The 23,880-nt window shown below is 41.2% G+C and carries 22 protein-coding genes and 1 tRNA gene; 15 read left to right on the top strand and 8 right to left on the bottom strand.

The annotated features are described in order from the left end of the window. From IE080_RS01210 to IE080_RS01185, 6 genes are read left to right on the top strand one after another with little or no spacing between them, the layout of a single operon-like run. Positions 1 to 1,452 (top strand): circularly permuted type 2 ATP-grasp protein, encoded by a 1,452-nt coding sequence (locus tag IE080_RS01210; RefSeq protein ID WP_189578571.1) that lies wholly within the window; start codon positions 1 to 3, stop codon positions 1,450 to 1,452. Between the two features lie 29 nt (positions 1,453 to 1,481). Beyond that, complete coding sequence (locus tag IE080_RS01205) at positions 1,482 to 2,462, top strand: alpha-E domain-containing protein (protein ID WP_189578569.1); 981 nt, start codon at positions 1,482 to 1,484, stop codon at positions 2,460 to 2,462. Next, the gene (locus IE080_RS01200; protein ID WP_189578567.1) at positions 2,459 to 3,199 is read left to right on the top strand and encodes a proteasome-type protease; all 741 of its coding nucleotides are present in this window, start codon (positions 2,459 to 2,461) and stop codon (positions 3,197 to 3,199) included. The genes IE080_RS01205 and IE080_RS01200 overlap by 4 nt, the downstream gene beginning before the upstream one ends. Further along, complete coding sequence (locus tag IE080_RS01195) at positions 3,196 to 4,038, top strand: transglutaminase family protein (RefSeq protein WP_229800444.1); 843 nt, start codon at positions 3,196 to 3,198, stop codon at positions 4,036 to 4,038. Before IE080_RS01200 ends, IE080_RS01195 begins: the two co-directional genes overlap by 4 nt. Positions 4,039 to 4,086: 48 nt before the next feature. Further along, positions 4,087 to 5,343, top strand: coding sequence for a metallophosphoesterase (locus IE080_RS01190; RefSeq protein WP_189578565.1), 1,257 nt, complete (start codon positions 4,087 to 4,089; stop codon positions 5,341 to 5,343). A 1-nt stretch (position 5,344) separates the two neighbouring features. After that, positions 5,345 to 5,764, top strand: coding sequence for a DUF4174 domain-containing protein (locus IE080_RS01185; protein WP_189578563.1), 420 nt, complete (start codon positions 5,345 to 5,347; stop codon positions 5,762 to 5,764). 296 nt (positions 5,765 to 6,060) lie between these two features. On the opposite strand, the gene IE080_RS01180 is transcribed toward IE080_RS01185, so the two are convergent. Continuing rightward, positions 6,061 to 6,477, bottom strand: coding sequence for a CBS domain-containing protein (locus IE080_RS01180; RefSeq protein WP_189578561.1), 417 nt, complete (start codon positions 6,475 to 6,477; stop codon positions 6,061 to 6,063). 177 nt (positions 6,478 to 6,654) lie between these two features. On the opposite strand from IE080_RS01180, the gene IE080_RS01175 reads away from it, so the two are divergent. Further along, on the top strand, positions 6,655 to 7,410 hold the full coding sequence (locus IE080_RS01175) for an SDR family NAD(P)-dependent oxidoreductase (RefSeq protein WP_189578559.1): 756 nt from the start codon (positions 6,655 to 6,657) through the stop codon (positions 7,408 to 7,410). Between the two features lie 467 nt (positions 7,411 to 7,877). Here IE080_RS01175 and IE080_RS01170 read toward each other — a convergent pair. Further along, positions 7,878 to 7,951: transfer RNA gene (locus IE080_RS01170), tRNA-Pro, on the bottom strand. Between the two features lie 214 nt (positions 7,952 to 8,165). Between IE080_RS01170 and IE080_RS01165 the strand changes: the two genes are divergently transcribed. Continuing rightward, complete coding sequence (locus IE080_RS01165; RefSeq protein ID WP_189578557.1) at positions 8,166 to 9,557, top strand: MATE family efflux transporter; 1,392 nt, start codon at positions 8,166 to 8,168, stop codon at positions 9,555 to 9,557. Between the two features lie 9 nt (positions 9,558 to 9,566). Here IE080_RS01165 and IE080_RS01160 read toward each other — a convergent pair whose 3' ends face one another. The 3 genes from IE080_RS01160 to IE080_RS01150 form a co-directional block, all read right to left on the bottom strand. Beyond that, complete coding sequence (locus IE080_RS01160; protein WP_189578555.1) at positions 9,567 to 10,214, bottom strand: Crp/Fnr family transcriptional regulator; 648 nt, start codon at positions 10,212 to 10,214, stop codon at positions 9,567 to 9,569. Between the two features lie 112 nt (positions 10,215 to 10,326). Then, positions 10,327 to 13,563, bottom strand: a complete 3,237-nt coding sequence (locus IE080_RS01155) for a TonB-dependent receptor (protein WP_189578553.1) — start codon at positions 13,561 to 13,563, stop codon at positions 10,327 to 10,329. 172 nt (positions 13,564 to 13,735) lie between these two features. Further along, on the bottom strand, positions 13,736 to 14,260 hold the full coding sequence (locus IE080_RS01150; RefSeq protein ID WP_189578551.1) for a gamma carbonic anhydrase family protein: 525 nt from the start codon (positions 14,258 to 14,260) through the stop codon (positions 13,736 to 13,738). Positions 14,261 to 14,390: 130 nt separating this feature from the next. Between IE080_RS01150 and IE080_RS01145 the strand changes: the two genes are divergently transcribed. Continuing rightward, positions 14,391 to 15,107 carry a YceI family protein gene (locus IE080_RS01145; RefSeq protein ID WP_189578549.1) on the top strand — a complete coding sequence of 239 codons (717 nt, stop codon included), beginning with the start codon at positions 14,391 to 14,393 and terminating at the stop codon, positions 15,105 to 15,107. 73 nt (positions 15,108 to 15,180) lie between these two features. Beyond that, on the top strand, positions 15,181 to 16,431 hold the full coding sequence (locus IE080_RS01140) for an anthranilate synthase component I family protein (RefSeq protein ID WP_229800443.1): 1,251 nt from the start codon (positions 15,181 to 15,183) through the stop codon (positions 16,429 to 16,431). A 185-nt stretch (positions 16,432 to 16,616) separates the two neighbouring features. On the opposite strand, the gene IE080_RS01135 is transcribed toward IE080_RS01140, so the two are convergent. Further along, positions 16,617 to 16,943: a tetratricopeptide repeat protein gene (locus IE080_RS01135; protein WP_189578547.1), complete on the bottom strand. Its 327-nt coding sequence runs from the start codon at positions 16,941 to 16,943 to the stop codon at positions 16,617 to 16,619. A 74-nt stretch (positions 16,944 to 17,017) separates the two neighbouring features. Between IE080_RS01135 and IE080_RS01130 the strand changes: the two genes are divergently transcribed. The 4 genes from IE080_RS01130 (at position 17,018) to IE080_RS01115 (ending at position 20,721) form a co-directional block, all read left to right on the top strand. After that, positions 17,018 to 17,755 (top strand): electron transfer flavoprotein subunit beta/FixA family protein, encoded by a 738-nt coding sequence (locus IE080_RS01130; RefSeq protein ID WP_189578545.1) that lies wholly within the window; start codon positions 17,018 to 17,020, stop codon positions 17,753 to 17,755. A gap of 25 nt (positions 17,756 to 17,780) precedes the next feature. Further along, complete coding sequence (locus IE080_RS01125) at positions 17,781 to 18,749, top strand: electron transfer flavoprotein subunit alpha/FixB family protein (RefSeq protein WP_189578543.1); 969 nt, start codon at positions 17,781 to 17,783, stop codon at positions 18,747 to 18,749. Between the two features lie 5 nt (positions 18,750 to 18,754). Continuing rightward, the gene (locus tag IE080_RS01120) at positions 18,755 to 19,354 is read left to right on the top strand and encodes a bifunctional nuclease family protein (protein ID WP_189578542.1); all 600 of its coding nucleotides are present in this window, start codon (positions 18,755 to 18,757) and stop codon (positions 19,352 to 19,354) included. Between the two features lie 80 nt (positions 19,355 to 19,434). Further along, complete coding sequence (locus tag IE080_RS01115; protein ID WP_189578541.1) at positions 19,435 to 20,721, top strand: NupC/NupG family nucleoside CNT transporter; 1,287 nt, start codon at positions 19,435 to 19,437, stop codon at positions 20,719 to 20,721. Positions 20,722 to 20,815: 94 nt separating this feature from the next. Here the strand turns inward: IE080_RS01115 and IE080_RS01110 are convergent, their stop codons facing one another. Both IE080_RS01110 and IE080_RS01105 read right to left on the bottom strand, forming a co-directional pair. Beyond that, positions 20,816 to 21,253 (bottom strand): peptidylprolyl isomerase, encoded by a 438-nt coding sequence (locus IE080_RS01110; protein ID WP_189578540.1) that lies wholly within the window; start codon positions 21,251 to 21,253, stop codon positions 20,816 to 20,818. Between the two features lie 191 nt (positions 21,254 to 21,444). Next, positions 21,445 to 22,764 carry an amidohydrolase gene (locus IE080_RS01105; protein WP_189578539.1) on the bottom strand — a complete coding sequence of 440 codons (1,320 nt, stop codon included), beginning with the start codon at positions 22,762 to 22,764 and terminating at the stop codon, positions 21,445 to 21,447. 96 nt (positions 22,765 to 22,860) lie between these two features. Here IE080_RS01105 and IE080_RS01100 point away from each other — a divergent pair, with 96 nt between their 5' ends. Next, positions 22,861 to 23,820 (top strand): YheT family hydrolase, encoded by a 960-nt coding sequence (locus IE080_RS01100; protein ID WP_189578538.1) that lies wholly within the window; start codon positions 22,861 to 22,863, stop codon positions 23,818 to 23,820. Positions 23,821 to 23,880 lie beyond the last annotated feature (60 nt).

The following is a 23,880-nucleotide window of genomic DNA, read 5'->3' as shown; positions in this document are numbered from 1 at the left end:
ATGGATACCAATTTATACCAACCGAAAGGTTTTTATGATGAAATGTTCACAAATGAAGGTGAATGTCGATCGCATTATTGTGATTTTTTGAAAATTCTCAAGAAAACCAGTTCGAAAAAAATGCAGCACCTTCAGCACTCTGCCAACAAAACTCAGGTGGCTATGGGGATGACATTCAATGTCTATCACGATAATCAGGGTGTAGAGAAAATCCTTCATTTGGATATTGTTCCCAGAATCATCGACCATGCAGAATGGAAGCACTTAGAAGCGGGACTGAAACAGCGGATTTATGCCCTGAATCTGTTTATTCATGACATGTACAATGATCAAAAGGCATTAAAGGATAAAATTATTCAAGAAGACTTGATTCTTGGAAGTAAAGATTACCTCAAAGCCTGCCAAGGATTGACTCCTCCGAAAGGGATTTGGTGCCACATCACGGGTACGGACTTGGTCAAAGATAAAGACGGTGAATATTATATTTTGGAAGATAATCTTCGCTGCCCTTCTGGTGTCTCTTACATGCTTGAAAGCAGGGAAATCATCAAACGGGCTTATCCCGATTTGTTCAATAAATTAGGGGTAATGCCTGTCTCTGATTATCCTGCCAAACTCCTGAAAATGTTGCAGTTTATCTCCAATAAGGAAAAGCCTGTAGTAGGGGTGCTGACGCCGGGTATTTATAATTCGGCCTATTTTGAACATTCCTATTTAGCCTTGCAAATGGGGGTAGAGTTGGTATCAGGGATAGATCTTATCACCAAGGGTAAAAAGGTTTATATGCAGACCACCAAAGGCTTGCAACAAATCGACGTATTGTATAGAAGAATTGATGATACTTTTCTGGATCCATTGACCTTCAATCCTCATTCGATGTTGGGAATACCGGGGATATTTGAGGCCTACAAAGCTGGAAATATTGCCATGGCCAATGCACCCGGTACAGGTGTGGCTGATGATAAAGCAGTGTATGCCTATGTTCCCCGATTGATTAAGTATTATCTTGGGGAAGAGCCTATCCTCAAAAATGTACCTACCTATCTCTGTAGGGAGGAAAAGGACCGACAGTATGTATTGGATCATATTGAAGAGCTTGTGGTCAAAGAAACCAATGCCGCCGGCGGTTACGGAATGCTGATTGGTCCGAAATCCACCAAGGAGGAACATGCCAAATTCCGGCAATTGATCAAAGATAACCCCACCAATTACATAGCACAGCCTACACTGTCCCTCTCCACAGTCCCTACTTGGACAGATGAAGGCTTAGAGCCTAGGCATGTGGACTTAAGGCCGTATATTCTTTACGGAGAAACCATAGAGGTGATTCCAGGAGCTTTGACACGAGTTGCTTTAAAGAAGGGATCTTTGGTAGTGAACAGTTCTCAGGGAGGAGGTTCCAAAGATACATGGGTCCTATATGGGGATGATACCAATGGTCAATCACATTAAATTATTTTTAACCACTGAACAATTAAAACATGTTAAGTAGAGTAGCAAACTCCATTTATTGGCTGGGAAGATACCTGGAAAGAGCAGAGAATTATGCGCGGTTTTTGGATGTGAATTTCAATTTGATGCTGGACCTGCCACAGGATTTGAAAGCACAATGGGAGCCCTTAATTTTTGCCACTGGTGATCAGGATTTATTTGCCAAGAAGTACAGCGAATTTGATAGAAGATCGGTCATACACTTTCTCACTTTCGATTTAGATAATCCAAACTCCATATTTTCTTCTGTCAGCTTTGCTCGGGAAAATGCACGGGTAATACGGGAAAACCTCACCAAAGAAACTTGGGAATATTTAAATGAATTGTACCATTTTGTCAAAAAGCGAGCGGAGAAGAAAGATTTTGGTAAAGAAGATCCAAGAGTTTTCTTTGAGAGTATCAAAAATCAGATTCTCTTGCTCTATGGATTGGCTGATAGCACCGTGGCGCGAACAGAGGGTTGGCACTTTCGGCAATTGGGGATGTATTTGGAGCGGGCGGATAAGACGAGTCGGATGGTGGATGTCAAGTACCATATGTTGCTTCCTTCTCCCAATTGGGTAGGTACTCCTCTGGATTTCCTTCATTGGACAGCATTGTTGAAGTCAGTTACCGCTTTCAATACCTACCGACGCTTGTATGGGAATATTGAGCCTTCTGCTGTAGTGGAGTTTTTGTTATTGAATAAATATTTTCCACGCTCTGTCTTTTTCTGTATAAAAGAAGCCGAACGTTGCTTGCACAATATTTCGGGTAATCGGGACACAGGCTTTCATAATTCAGCTGAAAAATCTGTAGGAGAACTACGCTCCAAATTGGAATTTACCGATGTGGAAGAAATAATACAGGTAGGTCTGCATGAGTACATTGACCAATTGCAAGTGAAAATAAATCAGATTTCTGACCGAATTAATGATAACTTCTTCCAAATAAAGGATAACTTTAGCCATCAAAATTCAGCACAAGAATGACCTTTTGTTTAGGAATAAAGACCAAGTATGGAATTGTGGGGTTGTCGGACACCCGTATTACCTCAGGCACAGAGACGACTACTTCCAAAAAGGTTTTTACCGTCAATCGGGATAAACATTCCTTTTTTATCATGACCTCGGGCCTTCGTTCCGTAAGGGATAAAGCGATAACCTATTTCTCCGAAGTGATTGAAGAACAGGATCAAACTTTCACCAAACTGTACAAAGCAGTCAACGAATTTGGAGATCAGGTGAAGCGGGTAGCCAAAGAAGATCAGGAGTTTTTGGAAGCTTCCGGATTATCCTTCAATTTGTTTTCCATCATCGGAGGACAGCTGGAAGAGGATAAGGCTCCTAAATTGTATTTGTTGTATCCCCAAGGGAATTGGATTGAAATCAGGAGAGGTACGCCATTTGTTTCGATTGGGAATACTGGAGCAGGAAGTCCCGTACTTAGACGGTCTATAACGTATGAGGATACGTTGGAATATGCACTCAAATGTGCCTTTTTGGCTTTTGATGCCACAAGGATATCCGCCAATGATGTGGATTTCCCGATTGATGTGGTCTTTTTGGAAAATGATCAATACCACACGATAGAAAAACGTTTTGAGAAAAAGGAATTAGAACATATCTCCGAATTTTGGAATGATCGGATCAAAGAAGGTATTCGGGCTTTGCCAGCTGAGCGTCTGATGCAGATTTTTGATGCCGAAGAAAAAGTTATCCATCCATGAAGTTATGCATTCAGCATACGTCACAATACTCCTACAATCAACCTGTACAGCTGAATGTACATGTCATCAACCTTATTCCCCAATTCAGAAACTATTTTAAGCTAGATTCTCAGGAAATTCAACTAATGCCCAACCCTCAAGGGCTTCAGACCCGATTGGATCTAGAAGGGAACCTTCATCATCAAGCTTGGTTTGAAGGTTTTACGGAAAGTTTAGCTGTGCAGATTTCCTATGAACTCAGTATTCAGGAGCTCAATCCTTATGGGTTTATTCTGAATCCGACCTTTTCCTTCAGCCAGCTAGGCCTTGCCTATGATGAAAATGATTATCGATTATTAAAACCGTTTTTAGAGGTAGCAATTTCAAACCCGGATATTAGACTATTCACGTTTGAAATTCTAAAGGAATCTGATGAAGCGGTTTCGTTTTTAGGTAAACTTGTGAGTCAGGTACATGCCCAATGGAGGTATGAAGTCCGACAGGAAATAGGCGTGTGGTCTCCTGAACAAACCTTCTACGCTAAACACGGTTCTTGCAGAGATTTGGCTTGGATGCTTATTCAAATGCTTCGATCGGCTGGATTTGCCGCAAGATTTGTCAGTGGCTATGCGTTTAATCCTGAGCTGGAAGAAGGGCATGAACTGCATGCCTGGACGGAAGTGTACCTTCCCGGGGCAGGTTGGATAGGCTTGGACCCGAGTTTGGGCTTGTTGACCGATCACCATTACATCCCATTGGCTTGCAGCGCTGATTTCGAGCGTGCAGCACCCATCATCGGAACGTATGGGGGAAAAGCCACGAGTGTATTGGAAACATATGTTTCCATGATGGCAAATTGAACATATTTTGTCTGAGAAATGTATATAGGTTAAACCAACTATTGATACATGAATTCTCTCGGAGCAATCATCTTTCTTGCTGCAGTATTTTTGTTTGCCACCTTTCTTAATTGGTATGTCTTTCAGGCGGTCAAAACCTTGAGTTTGACCTTAGCAGCTGAAAAACAGCGAACCATCGTTTCTGTCGCCTATTGGCTGATTTTCCAGGGTTTGGCTGTATGGTTGGTGTTGACGTTTCTAAAGGTATTTCGGATGGGAGAAATTACCGCTGAAATACAGACCGTCATGAATGTTTTCCTGACTATTATGGTCACGCAATTAGTATGTGTGATTTTTCTATTTGGAGAAGATATTATCCGTAATGCACAAGCAGGTCTTACGTATCTTGCCAATGGGTTTCAAGGCTATTCGTTTCCGTCTCGAAATAAATGGGTTTCATTGATCGCCGTAACAGTGGCGGCGGTACCTTTTTTCTCTTTTGTTTATGGAATTAAGTATGGAAAGTTTAATTACCAAGTCAAAGAGGAGGTCGTATATTTTGACCAGTTGCCGGAAGCCTTTGATGGTTTTCGGATAGTTCAGATTTCGGATATTCACTCCGGTAGTTTCAAAGATGATCGGGGAATCCAAAAGGGGATTGATTTGGTCAAGGAGCAAAATGCTGATTTGTTTGTATTTACAGGCGATTTGGTCAATCATAAAGCCGATGAAATCGAGCCTTTTATCTCCAATTTTGCCCAGATTCAAACTCCTTATGGGCAATTTTCTGTGATAGGCAATCATGATTATGGGGACTATGTGAGTTGGGAAAGTCCGGATGCCAAAAAGGCGAATTTTCAACGGTTGTTAGCGAACCATGAAAAGTTGGGGTGGACCTTGTTGAATGATGCCCATGTGCGAATCGAAAAGGACGGGCAAAGTATTGTGGTCATGGGGGTAGAGAATTGGGGTTTGGGCTTCAAAACCCAGGGCGATTTGGCCAAAGCATTGGAAGGATTAAGTAAGGAAGATTTTAAAGTGTTGCTTTCCCATGACCCTTCTCATTGGGAAGCAGAGGTGAAAAGCCATCCCATGCCCATTCATCTGACCTTGTCAGGGCATACCCATGGGATGCAGTTTGGGATAGAAACGCCCGTTTTTCGCTGGAGCCCTGTTCAATACAGGTATCCAAACTGGGCAGGACTTTCGGAATTTGGAGGGAGGTATTTGTATGTAAACAGGGGTTTTGGTTTTCATGCATTTTCAGGACGTGTGGGTATTTGGCCTGAGATTACAGTGATTGAGTTAAGAAAAAATAGTAGTTGATATGGCATTGGGATGGATTTGGATGTTAGGACTATGGGTTGGTTTAGTGAATCTTTCAGATCCTCCTGTTTCCTTAAAAACATTGCACTGGAAGCACCGGGTGGTACTGTATTTTCCAGCTGAAGCTAATTCATGGACTGAACCCTCAAAAGAACTGACCCAAGAACTTCGAGAAAGGAAACTTTTATATTGGGTGTATGCCAAAAATGTCAATAGTAACTCCAAGTATGTTTTATTAGATAAAGAAATCAGCCAGTTGAGACAGCAGTATGCCAAGAACTTATCGGAAGATTTATGGATTTTGATAGGATTGGATGGAGGGGTAAAAGCTCATGGACAATCAGAATTAAATTGGGGGACAATTTTTAAATTAGTTGATGGGATGCCTATGCGTAGGTCTGAAATTCAAAAAAATGGATAAAAAATACCCAATTTTGGGTATTTTTTATGGAGTCAATTTGCCATACTTTTAGGGTCGAAAAAAACCTAAGATGAAATTTTATTACCTAGCAACTAGTCCCAATACATCTGGTAAATTTTTAATTCATGCCAAAGATTGTCCACTTTTACCAGAACCGCTTGACAGAGATTACTTAGGCCCTTTTAATTCTTGCGCCGAAGCGTTGAGAAGAGCCCTCAGATTAAACCCTAATGCTGAATGTTGTGGAATGTGTACAGGAAAGACTTCTAATACTGACTTAACTAATATTCTTGCAACTAAGGCTTTCCTAGGAAATAAAGAATGACATCCGTGGTGGATACAATTCCAACGAGATTACCATCTTCTACTACAGGTAAGGTGTGAAACTTTTCTGTGGTAAAGATATGTGCCACCTCGTGAATGGACTGAGTCGCTTGGGCTACCTTGATTTTGGAAGTCATGACCTCGTTGATCGACAACATTTCCAAGACGGTCTCATCTGTTCCCTGTTGATTTTCAAAGAGGGCACCAAAACTTAGGCGGTTGATATCTGTGCGGCTGATCATTCCCACCAATTGCTTGCCTTTGAGTACAGGGACATGGCGGATTTTATGTTTTTTAAACATGTGAATGACTTCATGCAAGTCCCCGTCTTCCTGTACGGTGTAGACCTGAGCGGTCATGATAGTTTTGATAGGATCCTGGGTTTTCATGATATTTAATCGGTTGATTTCTTACCTACGAATCTACCATGTTTATTCTGCCCAAAAGCTGATTTTTATCATGTTTAGATTTGATAAATGCTCTTTGAAAACGGGTTGATTTAGTGGAAATTGGGGTGTTTTTCAAAACATTCTAATCTTATGCATAACCTAAACCCATATAACCCTATGAAAAATCTAGCAAATAAAGTCGCAATTATCACAGGCGCAAGTTCCGGAATTGGTGCAGCGATAGCCAAATTATTCGCTCAAGAAGGTGCCAAAGTGGTGGTCAGTGATATTGTGGAAGAGTCTGGAAAAGCAGTAATGAAGGCTATCCAGGATGCTGGTGGAGAAGCAATCTTTGTTTTCGCTGATACCTCCAAACCAGAAGATAATGCAGCTTTGGTAAAGGCTGCTATTCAGGAATTTGGTGCCCTCCATATCGCTGTCAACAATGCAGGGATTGGTGGTGCAGCTGCCTTGACGGGAGAGTATCCTATAGAATCCTGGCAACAGGTCATTGATGTCAACCTTTCAGGTGTATTTTACGGGATGCACTATCAGATTCCTGAAATGCTGAAGACTGGTGGTGGAAATATCATAAACATGGCTTCTATTCTTGGGCAAGTTGCTTTTGCTACTGCTCCGGCTTATGTAGCGTCCAAGCATGGAGTTGTAGGATTGACCAAAGCTGCGGCGGTGGAATATGGCCTGCAAAATATACGGGTAAATGCCATCGGTCCGGCATTTATTTACACAGGAATGGTCAATGAAGAAACCATGGGTAAGGAAACCATAGATTTTCTTGCGTCCAAACATGCCTTAGGCAGATTAGGAAAAGCAGAGGAAGTTGCAGAGTTGGCCTTATTCCTCGCATCTGAAAAATCATCCTTTATTACAGGGGCATATTACCCAGTGGATGGGGGGTATTTGGCAGTCTAATAGATCAATTTCACTTTTTGAGGTCCAAGAATAATTTCTACTAAAATGTATTCTTGGACTATTTTGCTTGTAGTCATGCCACATCCAAGATTTGCCATCTTTTTAAAGAAGAAAATTTTATTACGTATTCGTTAAGAGTTGGGACCGGTTTGGAGTGGAGTTATGAGATTTCCATGGATGAAGACGAGCAGGGCCTTCGGGTAAACTACTCTTTTGGAATGAGTACCTATTATCAAACTCAGTATTATAAGCGCTCTACGATAAAGTATGGGGATTTTGTGAGGGTAAGATGTTTTTATAATTAAAGGAAATGAATGCTAAGACAGGCTTTCTTTGTGGTGAGGTTTACACAATTCATAACCCTTAAAACTAGAGATAAACTCAATTAAAAAATCGGAGCCTTCAAAAGAATAATTGGTTGTCAAAAAAAAAGAGTCACGATCTCTCGCAACTCCTTGATAATCAAGTCGGGGTGACAGGATTTGAACCTGCGACCACACGCCCCCCAGACGTGTACGCTACCGGACTGCGCCACACCCCGATATGTTATTTCATTTGCTAAATTATTGGCTTCACTCAAATTATCAAAACATCTCTCCGGAATTTAAAATGCCCTGTTTAGAATTCCTTGATAAACAAATTTTTATACCAAGCTTTTGGATGAATCCGTATTTTTTCCTCACCTTTGCAGCATGAAGTCATAACGCAAACTCCGGTTTTTTTCTTTTTACTTATCCATATCCCTCGTTAAGCGTATGACGATCCGTAAATTCCTGCATCATTTCAAATTGGCCGTACAAGGCAAAGAAGAAGATTTTACCAGTATCAGCATCAAAAAATCCATCTTCTACCTCTCCATTCCCATGATTTTGGAAATGGTGATGGAATCCCTGTTTGCAGTTGTAGATATTTTCTTCGTGGGCAAACTCGGGGTCAATGCGGTTGCCACTGTTGGATTGACCGAATCGGTGTTGACGATCATTTACTCTATAGCTATAGGGTTAAGTATGGCCGCTACAGCGATCGTGGCGAGAAGGATAGGAGAGAAAAACCAACAAGCAGCCTCCATAGCAGCCTTTCAAGCCATTATGGTTTGTTCCATATTTGCGATTGCCATGGCTGTCATTGGCGTGTGGCAGGCACAGACTATGCTGCGCTTGATGGGTGGATCGGAAGAACTGATCGCTGAGGGCTATCGCTATACACAGATAGTCTTTGGAGGAAATGTGGCCATTATGTTGTTGTTTTTGATCAACGGTATTTTCAGAGGTGCTGGTAATGCTGCCTTGGCTATGCGTGCGCTATGGATTGCCAATGGGTTCAATATTGTCTTGGATCCCTTGCTGATATTTGGTTGGGGACCTATTCCTGCCATGGGTTTGGAAGGAGCTGCTTGGGCAACGACCATTGGAAGGAGTTTGGGGGTGGTCTTTCAATTGGTAGTTTTATTTAAGGGCATGTCCATCATCCGCTTCTATTGGGAGAGTTTACAGATGAACTGGAAGACTATCTGGACAATTTTAAAAGTGGCTTCGGGTGGTATGGGGCAGTTTTTGATCGAATCAGCCTCTTGGATTTTTTTGATGCGTATTATTTCTGAATCGGGTTCAGTGGCATTGGCAGGTTACACCATTGCCGTACGGTTAATCATCTTTGTCTTGCTTCCTGCATTTGGTTTTTCCAATGCAGCCGCAACCTTGGTTGGTCAAAACCTAGGAGCCTTGCAACCGGGTAGGGCAGAGCGCTCAGCTTGGCTATCAGCACATATTACTGCCCTGTTTCTAGGAGTTTGTTCCGTGGTATTTATCATTGGGGCCGGTTATTTCATTGCCATTTTCAATCAAGAAGCAGGAGTCATCGAGGTAGGGCGCTTGGGCTTGACCATTATCTGCCTAGGCTATGTCTTTTTTGCTTATGGCATGGTTATGTCCCAATCGCTTAATGGGGCAGGGGATACCCGCACCCCAACCATTATCAATTTGGCAGTTTTATGGGGTTTCCAACTTCCTTTGGCTTATGTGTTGGCGAATACGTTTGGCCTTGGAGCTGTAGGTGTTTTTTGGGCAATAACTGTATCACACTCCGTTCATGCGTTGGTTAGTATGTGGGTATTTAATAGAGGGAAATGGAAACTAGTCCATGTTTAAACGGTCGCATTAGGATACAGCCTTGTAATATTTCTTCATAGCTTGTTCGTGCTGTTCTTTAGAGATGATGATTTCTTTTCGGTTATAACTGATAATTCCCTTTTTCTTCAAATCATTCAAACAGGCAGTAATGTTTTGTCGGCAGTTTTTGAGAATACTTGCCAAATCATCATGTGTGAAGAAGTTTGGGAGGCTGATATGGGAGTAGCTCTCTTTTCCATAGAGTAAGCTAAAATCAAACAAGAGGAAAAACACCCGTTCCTCCAATTCCAAGTCAAAATTCTTCACCTTTTGCTGATGTATTCTCCGAAGTCTATCCTGATAAAAGTCAAGCATCAACATCGGGATTGCTTCTTTTTCAGAACTATCCAACTTGTGGATAGGGAGAAATCGGAGTTTCGAGTTTTTCATACATTCCAAGAAAAAAAGGTCATTGGATTGGTAGTTTTCTGGAGTTAGCCAAACGAACTCTTTTTCAAAAATTAAGTCAGTATTTACTTTCAGCCCCTTTTCGTTAGTTCCATAGATTTTGGCAAGGCCTGATTCTACCCAGGCAAGCCCTTCTTGGGTGAAGGGATTCAGTTGAAGTACTTGTACACATTCCCCTTCCTTTTGTAAAATATCGCTAAAATACGTCCTTAGCTTCGTCTTGTCCATCTAATCAAAGCTCCGAAAAAAGCATCAATCAAATGTGACCGGAATGTAAACAAAAGGTTAAAAAAAAGACCTGCCAGCGACAGGTCTCTTTTTGATTGGTAAGATTGTAAGATTAGAAGTTGTAGCGTACACCTAACTGAACTTGGAAAGGAGGATTGGCTTTCACTGTCTCTCCAAAAGTTGGGTTGACACGGTAGGCGTATTGAGGTCTTCCTTGTGCAGTTGCAATAGGATCTAATCCCAAGGTCTGCAACAACACTTGGTTACCACCCGGTACGGTTGGAGCACCACCCCACTCAGAGTTGATCAGATTGGTAAAGTTGAAAATCTCCCCGATAAACTCCATATAGCTTTTTCCTAATCCTTTGATGATAGTGTTGTCTAATTTGTAGGTCACTCGAACATCTACATTATGCCAGAATGGATTATAGATCTCATTTCTGGGAGCAATTTCACCCAAATTATCGATCAGTAGTCCTCTAGCAATGTTGTTCGGATTGTTGAGCACCACATCCATCCCGTCAGCGATGATATCTTCGAATGGGGTTCGGTTAGGGTTGGCGCGGATAGTCTCAGGGTTGAATACAAAAGCTCTTTTATTGGCGTTGATCAACAGGCCTGCACCGTCACCTACGATGTCACCAAATACCAATGGAGACCAAGGAGTGCCTGACTGCCCAACATAGCGTGCTGAAATGGAGATGTTTTTAATTGTAGGCGTAGTACCGAATAAAATAATTTTGTGTCTGAAATCTGTATTTGCACCGCCTCGGTTGGCAATCAAATCTCTCGGGTCATCCACGATTGCTGTCAAAACGGAGGTTCGGGCTATACAACAGTTATAGGAGTTGTTGTCCTCTGTTCTGTTCAAAGTATAGGTACCGGTGATGGTTCCACCTTTTCTGAAGATATAGCCGGATTCAAAGATGATTCCTCGTTGCCAGATATCAGAGTCCCCGTTTAATTCCAAAACTCTACCTAAATTCGGATTGGCATTGACTACCTCAGGATTGATTGGGTAGACCACCACTCCCGGATTGTTTACATTGACTGGGGTAATTTGGTCAGGTCTAGCAAATACACCTCGGTTATTTTCATTGGCCAGTCGGAATGCAAAGTCCTGTCTCAGATTCAAATCCTGATAGCGGTAATTATTGATAGTTCTTGCAAAATAAGCATTGGCGCCTACATAGAATTCATTTGTCAAGAATCGTCTGTAAGCTAGATTACCTTTCCAAGTGTAAGGAGCTTGGAAGTTGTCCCCAATCAAGTTGATGTAAGGGGAACGGCCTTGACCACCAGGAGGAACTCCTGGCACAGTACTAGGGTCGTTGATGAATGATGGGAAGTCAGGGAAAGGAACATCCTGTCCTCTGAGTAATAAGTCTGTTAAAATTGTTCCTGACTGAAGAATATTACTCAACTGGGCCCAGTGCACAATGTTAGCAGAGTATCCACCGATTCCAAATTTCAATACGTTTCGTTGGTCTTCATTGAAATCATAGATAAACTGTAATCGAGGCTGGAAGTTGTTTAGGTCAGAGGCTACTACGTCCGTTCTTCTGCCCAATTCACGTTCCACCAAAGGATTGAATTCCGGTGCAGTCAAAAACACGGTTGCATCCCAACGTAAACCAAAAGAAGCACTCAATTTGGAGCTGAAATTCACATCCGCTTGTGTAAAAGCGGATAAGTCTAAAGCAGTTTGTTGCAATTTAGGAGCATATCTTCCATCAGGATTGTTTGGAACCAATCTGGAATACTGGAAAGGAGTCTGTGCTTCCAGTGCATCCAAACTAGCAAATTGGAATAACCCACCTTGTTCATTGGTGTTGAGGGTGTTGGTAAATGTCACAATGTTATCAGTGCCAAAAGTCCAGAAGATTTTTCCTGTTTGAAGATAAGTAGTGTTGATCAATTGTAATTGTTTTTCACCTTGTTCCTCTGGAGCGATTCTATTACCCCCAAACTGAAACTGTCTAAATAAGCGGGTACCATCTTCCTGGAAAGATTCAATCCCTACAAAGCCTCTTGGCGCAAAAGATCGGGCTACAAAGTCACGTTGTGCCCGTAGGTACTGAATCTTTAGCTCATTGGTTAATTTTGGGGAAAAGGTGGATCGAAGTGCTAATTGGGAGTTAAGACCAAAAATTTCGATATCGCCTCGGGAGTCAGCCAAGGCAGTTTGGTCTCCACCTACGACAAATTCATTGGCTCCCCAAAATACATTGTTACGGAATGTTAGCTTATGAATATCATTGATCTGCCAATCTAAGCGAGCAAATACGGTTCTATTCGTGGGTCTTCGATTGAATAATCCCGTTTGTTGCCTAGTTGGATCTAGCCCATATTGGTTTTGCAAAATGCTTAGAAAACGATCCAAGTTTTGCTGGGTGATTTGCTCTAAGCGCTCTGTGGATGGATCCCGTACATCGATGATAGCAAATGGTTCGCTTCTGTCTTCAAAATCCAATGCGGTAAAAAAGTGTAACTTATCTTTGATGATCGGCCCACCCAATGAAAAACCGTATTGGTTAATGTTGAAGTCATTGATAGGTCTGCCGATATAGTCCTGATCTGCGGTCAATCGCTGATTACGGTTGAAAAGAAATGCAGAACCGGTAAATTCATTCGTTCCGGATTTGGTGACCACGTTGATAGCGCCACCTCCTTGGCGTCCTTCTCGTACACTGTATTCGTTGGTCGTTACCTCAAATTCCCGGATAGCCTCCATGGAAACCGTGTATTGGGAGATCAAACCACCGTTCATCATAAACCGCTGATTTCCTCCATCCAAGGTGATGGAAGTAGAACTTTCCCGTGTACCTCCGATAGCTAAAGAACCACCTGGTGCAGTTGTAGGTGCCAAGTTGGCCAAGTCCTGAAAGCTTCTGCCGTTGGTTGGCATATTTTTCATCTCGGTGATTCCAAGACGGGTTGCGCCACCGATAGGAGAAACTCTATTCGGGGCATAGTCTGATGCGGTGATGGTGATCATTTCCAATTCTCCATCCCCATCTCTTAAATCAAAATCTACCCGAATTTGATCTCCTAGATTAAGGTAATAGCCCGTTTTGCTGACCTGTCCTTCACCCACAAAAGATGCTGTAATAACATAAGGTCCGCCCAAAGGAAGCTGACTAATTTGGAACCGTCCTTCCAAATTGGTTACGGTACCAGTTACGAAACCGGTGGATTCATTTCTAATCTGTAGATTAGCTCCCGGGAGAGTTTCCCCCTCAGCATTTCTCACGCTGCCAAAAAATGAGGCAGATGCATTTTGTGCGAATGTATTCAAGCTAAGCAAGCTTAGGAATACAATGGCAGTGATGTGTACTAGTTTTTTCATAGAAGGTGTGATTTTGAGTCACGAATGTAGATCTCCTATGAAGGGGGAATTGTCGATATACGACAAATAACCCGAATTAACGCTTTCTTAATTTGGGCTTAAAAATGGCTTCAAATAAACAGTTTTTCTTAACGATAAATAAGTAGTTCGTGTAATTATGCACTGGGAGAAGCTATTTTCCTTCCGCATCCTTAAACCAACCTGCATATTTCGGGTAGTTGGCAGCAGTACGTTCGATTACGGCGAGCATTTCTGGACCGGTGGCCTTGACTTTTTTGGCAGGAGCTCCGGCATAGATACTGTTTGCTTCCACAATGGTCCCTGCTAATATCACTGCCCCAGCCGCAATCACAGCTCCCGAGTGAATTACAGCTTTGTCCATCACGATTGCGCCCATACCTATCAACACATTATCGTGAATGGTGCAACCATGTACTACTGCATTGTGAGCAATAGATACTTTATTGCCAATGATGGTTCCAGATTGCTGATAGGTCCCATGTATGACTGCCCCATCTTGGATATTGCTGTCGTCACCTATGCGGATTTCATGAACATCACCTCTTAAAACTGCATTGAACCACACGGTACAATTTTTTCCCATTTTAACATCTCCTACAATGGTTGCATTGGGAGCAAACCAGCAATTTTCTTCCCAAGTGGGTTGATTTCCATTGACTTCAAGGATAAGTGCCATAATTTTTTGAGTTAACGTGAGCAAAAATTTCTATCAAAAGTATTTTTTTTTGGAATAGCGTGAACTTTTTTAGCTCAAAATAGTTTTCGTGTATATACATTAAATACGAAACCAATTTATCTTAAAGTTTATGAAACTTATTCAAAAATCAGGCTTGTTTGTAGCCGCTGCTTTATTAGCTTTCGCTTGTGGCAAACCAGGCGACACAGTAGAGACCACAGATGCTCAGGATGTAGCTGCTGGTTCTGGTGTAACTCTTGCAATCAGCCCAGAAACTTCTTCTGTAAACTGGACTGGTTATAAGCCAACTGGTAAGCACTGGGGAATTATCCCTGTAACTTCTGGTGAAGTGATGGTAGAAGGTACTACCCTTACTGGTGCACGTTTTGCATTTGATATCACAGGTTTGAGAATTGATGATATCCCAGCTGACAACGAAAATTATGGTAAATTGTGGGGTCACCTACAGTCTGCTGATTTCTTCGATGCTGCTAACTTTCCAGAGGCAGTATTCGAAATGACTGGTGTGGAGCCTTTCTCTGCTGGTTCTATTGAGGACAAGGATGAGTTTGAAACTGAAAACACTCCTGCTTCTGATTCAGAATTGGCTGGTAACCCAACTCACTGGATTTCCGGTAACTTGACTATGAGAGGTACTACCAAAAACATCAAATTCCCTGCTACAGTATCTATCGTAGATGGTGCGGTAAGCGCTAAAGCTGGTTTCAACATTGACAGAACAGCTTGGGGTTTGGCTTACGGTGACGAAAGCAACGCTGTTGATAAAGCAAAAGATCAGTTCATTTACAATACGGTAAGTGTAGGATTTGATATCAAAGCGAACTAATATTACATAGATTGTTTGTTTGGTAAAAAGGGAACCTTCGGGTTTCCTTTTTTTGTATCCCTATATTTGCAGCATGTTTCAAATCGATTTAAAACCTACGGATACCAATCAAATTTTTGAAAAAGCCACGGCTTGGGCGATGGAAAACTTCCCATATGTGGCTGTTTTTCATGGGAATTCTTTGAAATATCCCCAGGGCACTTTTCCCCAGGCAATTTATGCAGGTCATCAAGCCAAAGCATTGAATGAACTGGAGAAAAAGAATGCCTCAATTGTTGGCATTGTATCGTACGATTATAAAAATCAGTTAGAAAAACTCTCCAGTGAAAATTCAGGCATCGTAGCTGTGCCGGATACCCTATTTTTTGAAGCAGCTATTACTTTAGCTTTCCAAGAAAATAGTCTAGTAATTCAAGGCTTGCAATCAGAAGAGCTGTATCAGCATATTCAGCGTTTTGAAATTGAAAGCTCCAAAAACCCTTCGGTTACCATTCAGCCATTAACATCCAAAGAGCAGTATATCGCCCATGTGCAAGCCATTCAGCAGCATATTGAAGAAGGTGATATGTACGAATTGAATTATTGTTTGGGATATGCCTTTGATGCTCCTCAATGGAGTCCGATTCAAGCCTTTCGAGATTTAATGCATGTTTCGCCCATGCCCTTTTCAGTGTTTTTCAAAGCCAAAGATCAGTATTTGATTGGGGCCTCTCCAGAGCGCTTTTTGAAAAGAACAGGTGACACATTAATTGCACAGCCTATCAAGGGCACTATCTGCAGGGGCAACACTCCAGAAGAGGATGAATTATTAGCAGCTACCTTATTGCATTCGGAAAAAGAGCGTGCCGAAAACTTGATGATTGTAGATTTGATGCGCAATGATCTGTCTAAAATCTCAGAAGTTGGTTCGGTGGAAGTGGAGGAATTGTTTGGAGTCTATGCTTTTCCCCGGGTGCATCAGATGATTTCTACGGTCAAGTCTCAAGTAAAGAAAGGAATAGATTTCTCGAGCATTTTACAGGCCACCTTCCCCATGGGAAGTATGACTGGCGCCCCTAAAATCAAATGCATGGAGTTGATTGATCGCTATGAGGATTTCCGTCGGGGATGGTTTTCAGGGACTGTAGGCCTACTTCAACCATCGGGGGATTTTGACTTCAATGTCATCATTCGCAGCATCATTTATGATCAAAACACAGGGAAAGGATATTTTGCTGTGGGTTCAGCCATCACCTACGACGCCGATCCAGCCTATGAATATGAGGAGTGTCAGTTGAAGGCTTCGGCGATTAGACAGGTGTTGGAGGGTACAGTGAGCAGTTAGCAGTGAAAAGTTAGGGGAATTAAGAATCAAGAGACAAGAAACAAGAATCAAGAGAGAAGCGAGATACGAGAAGGGAAAGATTTAGTGTTCTGTCACAAAAAGATCCGGCAGGATTTCAAATCCTGCCGGGTCTGATATTTTAAAATCTGTGCTCAATCTGCCAAATCCCCTGTATCTGCGAGCGTTTATTCGTATTCAAAAAGAAAATTTTGATAGGCATTTTGCAATTCTCTTAGTGCATTCATTTCTGAAAGATTCTTTGCTAAAGCAATGCCTTCTTCGTAGGTTATTTTGGCTTTTTCTTGTTGGCCAAACTCTGCAAATAGCGCAGCAGCATGGTAATAGGTCGGAAGGTAACTTTTATGCTCAATTAATAGTTTATCAAAATATGTTAGGGCTTTATTGGGTTCAGAGGCAATGTACTCCATAGCCAATGCATACCAGTTGAAAGGATTTTCAGGCTCTTGTTCTGCAAACGATTGTAAGATTGCTACGCGGGATAATTTGCTCATGATTTCTTTTTTTTCTTAAGGCCTTAATCACTAAATTCACGCAAATTTATAAATAATCAATCCAAATATACATAATGAAGATATTAGTTTGTATAACACACGTACCGGATACCACATCCAAAATCCAGTTTACTGACAATAATACCAAGTTTGATAAGAACGGTGTTCAATTCATTATTGGCCCGTACGATGATTATGCTTTGGCTAGAGCAGTGGAATTGAAAGAGCAATTGGGCGGAAGTTTGACTGTATTGAATGTAGGGGAAGCAGATACTGAACCAACGCTTAGAAAGGCTTTGGCAATTGGTGCTGATGACGCTATTCGTGTCAATGCCCACCCTACCGACTCTCTTTTTGTGGCTAATCAAATTGCTCACATCGCTAAGTCCAATGGATATGAGTTGATTTTGATGGGTCGTGAATCCATTGACTTCAATGGTGGAATGGTACATGGAATGGTAGGGGAAATTTTAGGAATGCCTTCTTTCTCTCCTGTGATGAAGTTAGAAATCGATGGTGACACGGTGAAAATGGCCAGAGAAATCGAAGGTGGTAAAGAGCAATTGGAAGCCAAACTACCATTGATTGCAGGTTGCCAAGAGCCAATTGCTGAGTGGAAAATCCCTAACATGAGAGGTATCATGTCGGCGAGAACCAAGCCGTTGCAAGTAGTAGATCCCGTAAGTGATGAAGTGGCTACATCTGTAAGTAATTTCCAATTGCCTCCTGCTAAAGGTGCTGTGAAGCTGATTGATAAAGATAATGTAGAAGAGTTAGTGAAGTTGTTGAAAAATGAAGCCAAAGTGCTTTAATCCTTAAACCCGAAAAAATAAGAACATGAGTGTATTAGTATATCTTGAGCACGCAGATGGTGCTGTAAAAAAATCAAGTTTAGAAGCAGTTTCTTACGCAAAAGCCTTGTCAGACAAATTAGGTGCAGGTGATGTGGTGGCAGTTGGATTGGGAAGCATTGTTAATGATGAGTTGGCGAAAGCGGGTACAGCAGGTGCATCCAAAGTATTACATGTATCAGATGAGCGATTGACTGCAGGAATTATTCAAGCACATGCATCAGCTATGGCAGAGGTCTATAAAAATGTAGGTGCAAGTACCTTGGTATTGGCCAAATCATCTTTGGGAGATGCTGTTGCGGCGCGTTTGGCCGTGAAATTAAATGCAGCATTGGTTTCCAATGTGGTTGAGTTGCCAGAAACTTCTGCTGGCTATCAGGTAAAAAGAAGTATTTACACTGGTAAGGCGTTTGCAATTACTGAAGTTACCAAAGAACATAAAATCCTAGCAGTTAAGAAAAATGCAGTGGATCTAAAAACCGATGGTGCTTCTGCCGCGGTTGAGGCAGTTAGTGTAAACCTTTCTGACGCAGATTTTGCTGGGAAAATTACAGCAACGGATAAAGCAGAGGGCGATATCTTGCTTCCTGAAGCAGATGTGGTTGTTTCTGGTGGTAGAGGTTTGAAAGGACCTGAGAACTGGGGAATGATCGAAACATTGGCCAAAGAGTTGGGGGCTGCGACGGGTTGTTCCAAGCCTGTTTCTGATATCGGTTGGAGACCTCACCACGAGCACGTTGGGCAAACAGGAGTGAAAGTTGCTCCAACTTTGTATGTTGCTGTTGGAATTTCGGGAGCTATTCAACATCTTGCAGGCGTAAATTCTTCAAAGTGTATTGTAGTGATCAACAAAGATCCGGAAGCCCCATTTTTCAAGGCTGCTGATTACGGTATTGTTGGTGATGCTTTTGAGGTTTTACCAAAATTGACAGAAGCAGTAAAAGCATTAAAATAATCAACGTGGATCAAGCAATTGAACTTGAAATTCTTGGGTTGACATCCAATCATTCTCAATCAGGGTCGTTTACACTCGTGATGGGAGAGGTTGGAGGTTCCAGACGTTTACCTATTGTCATTGGAATGTTTGAAGCGCAAGCGATTGCGATAGAGATAGAGAAAATTATCCCTAATCGCCCAATGACGCATGATTTATTCAAGTCTTTTGCAGATAATTTCAACTTTAGTGTTGATCATATTTTGATATCTGATATGAGAGAAGGTGTCTTTTATGCTAAAATAGTCTGCCGTTCAGGTTCTAAATTGGTAGAAATAGATTCCCGTCCTTCTGATGCAATTGCCATAGCCGTAAGATTTGATTCAGCGGTATTTTGTGCTGTAAAAGTAATGGAAGAGGCGGGATTAGAATCTAATGACGAAGAAGATCGAAAGCAAGAAGAATCAAAACCTTCTGCTTCAAGAAAGAGTAAATCTTCTAATACTTCGGATGCGTTAAAAGATTTTAGTTTAGATAGGCTTAATCAACTACTTGAAAAAGCAATTGTTGATGAAGACTACGAAAGGGCTGCCAGAATCAGAGATGAAATCAACAGACGCAATTAAATTGTAGGCCTGGTAAGTAGCCAGGCTTACTTGTTTTAAATAATGACCACCATCTAAAATTAAATTTACTTTACTTGCCCATGGATTATTTCAGAGGTCTGATTGGTATAGTTGTGCTTCTTTCAGTGGCATTTTTGTTTTCAGCAAATAAAAAGGCTGTTGATTGGCGTCTTGTTGGTATTGGAGTTGTATTGCAAGCTATTTTTGGTTTTTTAATTACTAAAGTTGATTTTGTAGCTAGAATATTCTCGGCAGTAAGTGAAGCTTTTGTAAAGTTTCTAAGCTTCTCTGAGGATGGGGCAATTTTTATTTTTGGTGATTTAGCCACCAATACCTTTGGATTTATTTTTGCATTTAAAGTGTTGCCGACGATTATATTTTTCTCAACTGTTTCATCAGGACTTTATTATTTGGGGGTATTACAAAAAATAGTCTACGGAATTGCTTGGGTAATGTCTCGCACTATGAGGTTATCTGGTCCTGAAAGTTTGTCTGCAGCAGGCAATATATTTTTAGGTCAAACAGAAGCACCCTTATTAGTAAGACCTTTTATTCCAACCATGACCCGTTCAGAGTTGATGTGCCTAATGACAGGGGGAATGGCCACAATTGCGGGGGGTGTTTTGGCTGGTTATGTAGCTTTTTTGGGAGGAGATAGTTTGGAAGAGCAAACAAAATTTGCAGCATATTTATTGGGAGCGAGTATTATGAATGCCCCTGCAGCAATTGTAATGTCCAAAATAATGATTCCCGAAACAGATAAAGAGGTGATCAATGATAAATTGGAAGTAAGTCAAGAAAATATGGGTGTAAATCTTATTGACGCAATGTCAATTGGAGCATCTGAAGGTCTCAAGTTAGCATTAAATGTTGGAGGTATGTTGCTCGCATTTATTGCAGTGATTGCAGCACTGAATTATATTTTGTCAGGCGTAATTGGAGAATTTACAGGGTTAAATGCTTGGGTTATCAGCAGTACCAATGGTCAATTTTCAGGATTTTCATTAGAATATATCCTAGGGAATATTTTTAGAGCATTTGCATGGATCATTGGTGTAGAGTGGAGTGAAACTTTGCAAGTTGGTTCTTTATTAGGTCAAAAAACGGTGATTAATGAGTTTGTCGCATACTTGAGCCTTGCTGATATGAAAATGGCAGAAGCACTTTCACCCAAGTCAGTGGTTATTGCAACTTATGCTTTATGCGGTTTCTCGAACTTTAGCTCCATTGCTATTCAAGTTGGAGGCATAGGAAGCATTGCCCCCAATCAGCAAGGGAATTTATCTAAATTGGGAATGCGTGCACTCTTGGCAGCTACGCTTGCTTGTTTGATGACAGCAACAATTGCTGGTGCCTTATTCGGATAATTATCGTGAATGATAATAAAAAACCTAGAGTATTGACCCTAGGTTTTTACTTATTTCATTGCATTAGAGGGATGGATATGCTATCCTTTTTAAGTTAATCCTCATTAATTACAATTTTTTCAATTATATCCCCCTGCTTAATTGCATCAATGACTTCTAGTCCATCTACTACTTTTCCAAAGCAAGTATGTCTCCTATCTAAATGACTTGTGTTTGTACGGCTATGGCAGATAAAAAACTGTGAGCCCCCTGTATTTCTTCCAGCATGTGCCATTGATAAGACGCCTCTATCATGGTACTGATTATCCCCATCCAGTTCACAGTCAATTTTGTATCCAGGACCTCCAGTACCATTGCCTATTGGACAACCGCCTTGAATCACAAAGTTTGGAATTACACGATGGAATGTCAAACCATCATAAAAGCCTTTTTTAGATAGGGTTAGGAAGTTTTCTACTGCTTTGGGAGCGTCCTTTTCAAAGAACTCCACTTTCATAATTCCTTTTGCAGTGTGGATTTCAGCTGTTTTCATATGGATTTATTGTTTAATGTTACTAATTTTTTTTTGTCAAATAAAAACGTCAATCACATGTTTTTAAAAACAATGAAAAATTCAAATAATGAAATTTTAATTTAGCGATGCCTCAGTTTAATTTACATCATACTCCAAAAATATTGAGTTTTCTTGTTACTTTAAAAACGAACGGTCTATATATGACAAAGTTATTTTTTTAAAATTTCTAAGGCTACGAAACTCATGGCTTTGACTCCGGTTTTGATAGTAGGCTCAGGAATGGGAGCAAAATAAGGACTGTGTAGGCCTGGAATTTCTAGGCCTTCTTTTTTGGCTTTTTCAAGGAAAGCAGGGTCGTTGGCTCCAAGGTAAAACATGCTGATAGGGATTCTTCTTTCAGCCAAACCGTAGCGGCTAAAATCTTCTCCAATCATTTGAGTTTGTACTTCTACTACATTTTCTTCTCCTAAATTGGTTTTGAAAACCTCAATCATTCGGTTTGTCAATTGTACGTCATTGATAAGAGCGGGGGTATGGGGTTCACGAATCCAGTAAGTAGGCATTTTTTCTTCCACTAGACCTGCTGAGCGTGCGATGTTTTCTGAGATGCGTTTGACACTACTGATCATTTCTTCTCTTACAGATGGAGAATATGATCTTAATGTCAACTGCATTTCTACTTTATCAGGTATGATATTATGAATCGTTCCTCCGTGAATGGAGCCAACTGTTACTACTGCGGGATCTGTTGGCGCAATTCTTCTACTGACGATTGTTTGGTAAGCTTGGATCATTTGAGCACTAAGCACAATGGGATCAATTCCCGTATGAGGAGCAGCACCATGAGCACCCTCACCATAGACTGTGACATTCATCATATCAACTCCTGCCATGAGCGCTCCAGTTTTATGGCCAACTTTTCCAGCCGGTAAGAAAGGATCATCGTGAAGAGCTATAGCAAAATCAGGATGCGGAAAGCGTTCATATAAGCCATCATTGATCATATTCCAAGCACCTAATCCATTTTCTTCGGCTGGTTGAGCTACCATTAATAGCGTTCCTCTCCAAGAGCCTTTATATTCCATCATTGTTTTCGCTGTTCCTACAAAAACAGACATGTGAATATCGTGGCCACAGGAATGGGTGACAAAGGTTTCTTTTCCATCATTACCAATAGTTTTTTTGGTAGACGCATAGGGCAAGCCCGTTTTTTCTTCCATAGGCAAAGCATCCATATCCGTACGGATCAGCAGGGTAGGACCTGCGCCATTTTTGAAAACTCCAACGACTCCATATCCTCCAATACCCTCTGTGACTTCATAGCCTAAATCTCGAAGTTCTTGGGCCATTCGTGCAGATGTTTCTTTCTCCTGTAGAGATAATTCAGGGTTTTGATGCAGATGTTTGTATAAAGCATCCAAGGATGGATAAATGGTGTCAATAAACTTATCGATGGTCTGGGAATGGAGGGCAGGAGCGTAGGTAAGCATGGTCATGATGACAAGGTAGATGGAGAAATGCTTCTTCATGGATTTATAATTTGAAACTCAAAGTAAGTAAAATAGCTTTATAAATTCAGATATGTTTTAATTTCACGGTTGAAAATTGATACCAACTGCAAGCAAATGCCAATAATCCAGGATTCTTCTTACTCTAATTATCCCAAATGGCTTTTCAATGGACATTTGGAGACTATTGTCCCAAGTATTTTTAGAAAAATCGAAGGGGTGAATTATTCTAGGGAGCGGATCAGTACACCTGATCAGGACTTCTTGGATTTGGATTGGTCAAGGGTCGGTTCGGATAGTTTATTGGTGATTTCCCATGGTTTGGAAGGGAGCTCTGAGCGACATTATGCCAAAGCACTAGCCAAACTATTTAATCAGCATGGAATCGATGCTTTGGCCTGGAACAATCGAAGTTGCAGTGGAGAAATGAATAGGGGACCTATTTTATATCATCATGGTGCTACCTACGATCTGGAAACGGTTTTACAACAGGTAGAAAATAAACATACGTATCAATCGATTTTCCTTGTTGGTATTTCGATGGGTGGAGCCCAAACGTTGAAATATTTAGGGGAGAAAGGCCTTGAACTGAATTCAAAAATTAAAAAAGCGGCAGTTTATTCTACCCCATGCAATTTACCCGATTCTGCAGCTACACTTCGTTGGAAGAAGAATTCCTTTTACAAGAAACGTTTTTTAGAAAAATTGAAAGCTAAGATGAAAGTAAAAGGTCAACAATATCCTGATTTGGTAGATGTAGAATTACTAGAGCGAGTAAAGGATTTTGATACCTTTGATACGCACTTCACAGCCAAACTCCATGGTTTTAAGGATGCGAATGATTTTTACCAAGGAGTCAGCGCGGACAGACACATGCCCAATATTCAAATTCCAACCTTGATTATCAATGCGCTCAATGACCCTTTGCTCTATGATCGTTGTTTTCCGATCAAACTCGCAGAAAAGTCTTCCAATATTTTCCTCGAAATGCCTAAACGCGGTGGTCATACAGGTTTTCAGGTTAAAGGGGAGGAGTTTACCTGGGCGGAGATGCGATTTTTAGATTTTCTAATTTAAGAAAAGATAATGCTCGCAGAAGGCGCTGAATCCGCGGAAAAAAATTGGAGAAAGATGTGG

The organism is Mongoliitalea lutea (assembly GCF_014652135.1).
GTDB classification, from domain to species: domain Bacteria; phylum Bacteroidota; class Bacteroidia; order Cytophagales; family Cyclobacteriaceae; genus Mongoliitalea; species Mongoliitalea lutea.
Note: the sequence above shows the minus strand (reverse complement) of the source record. Positions and strands in the feature narration are given on the sequence as shown.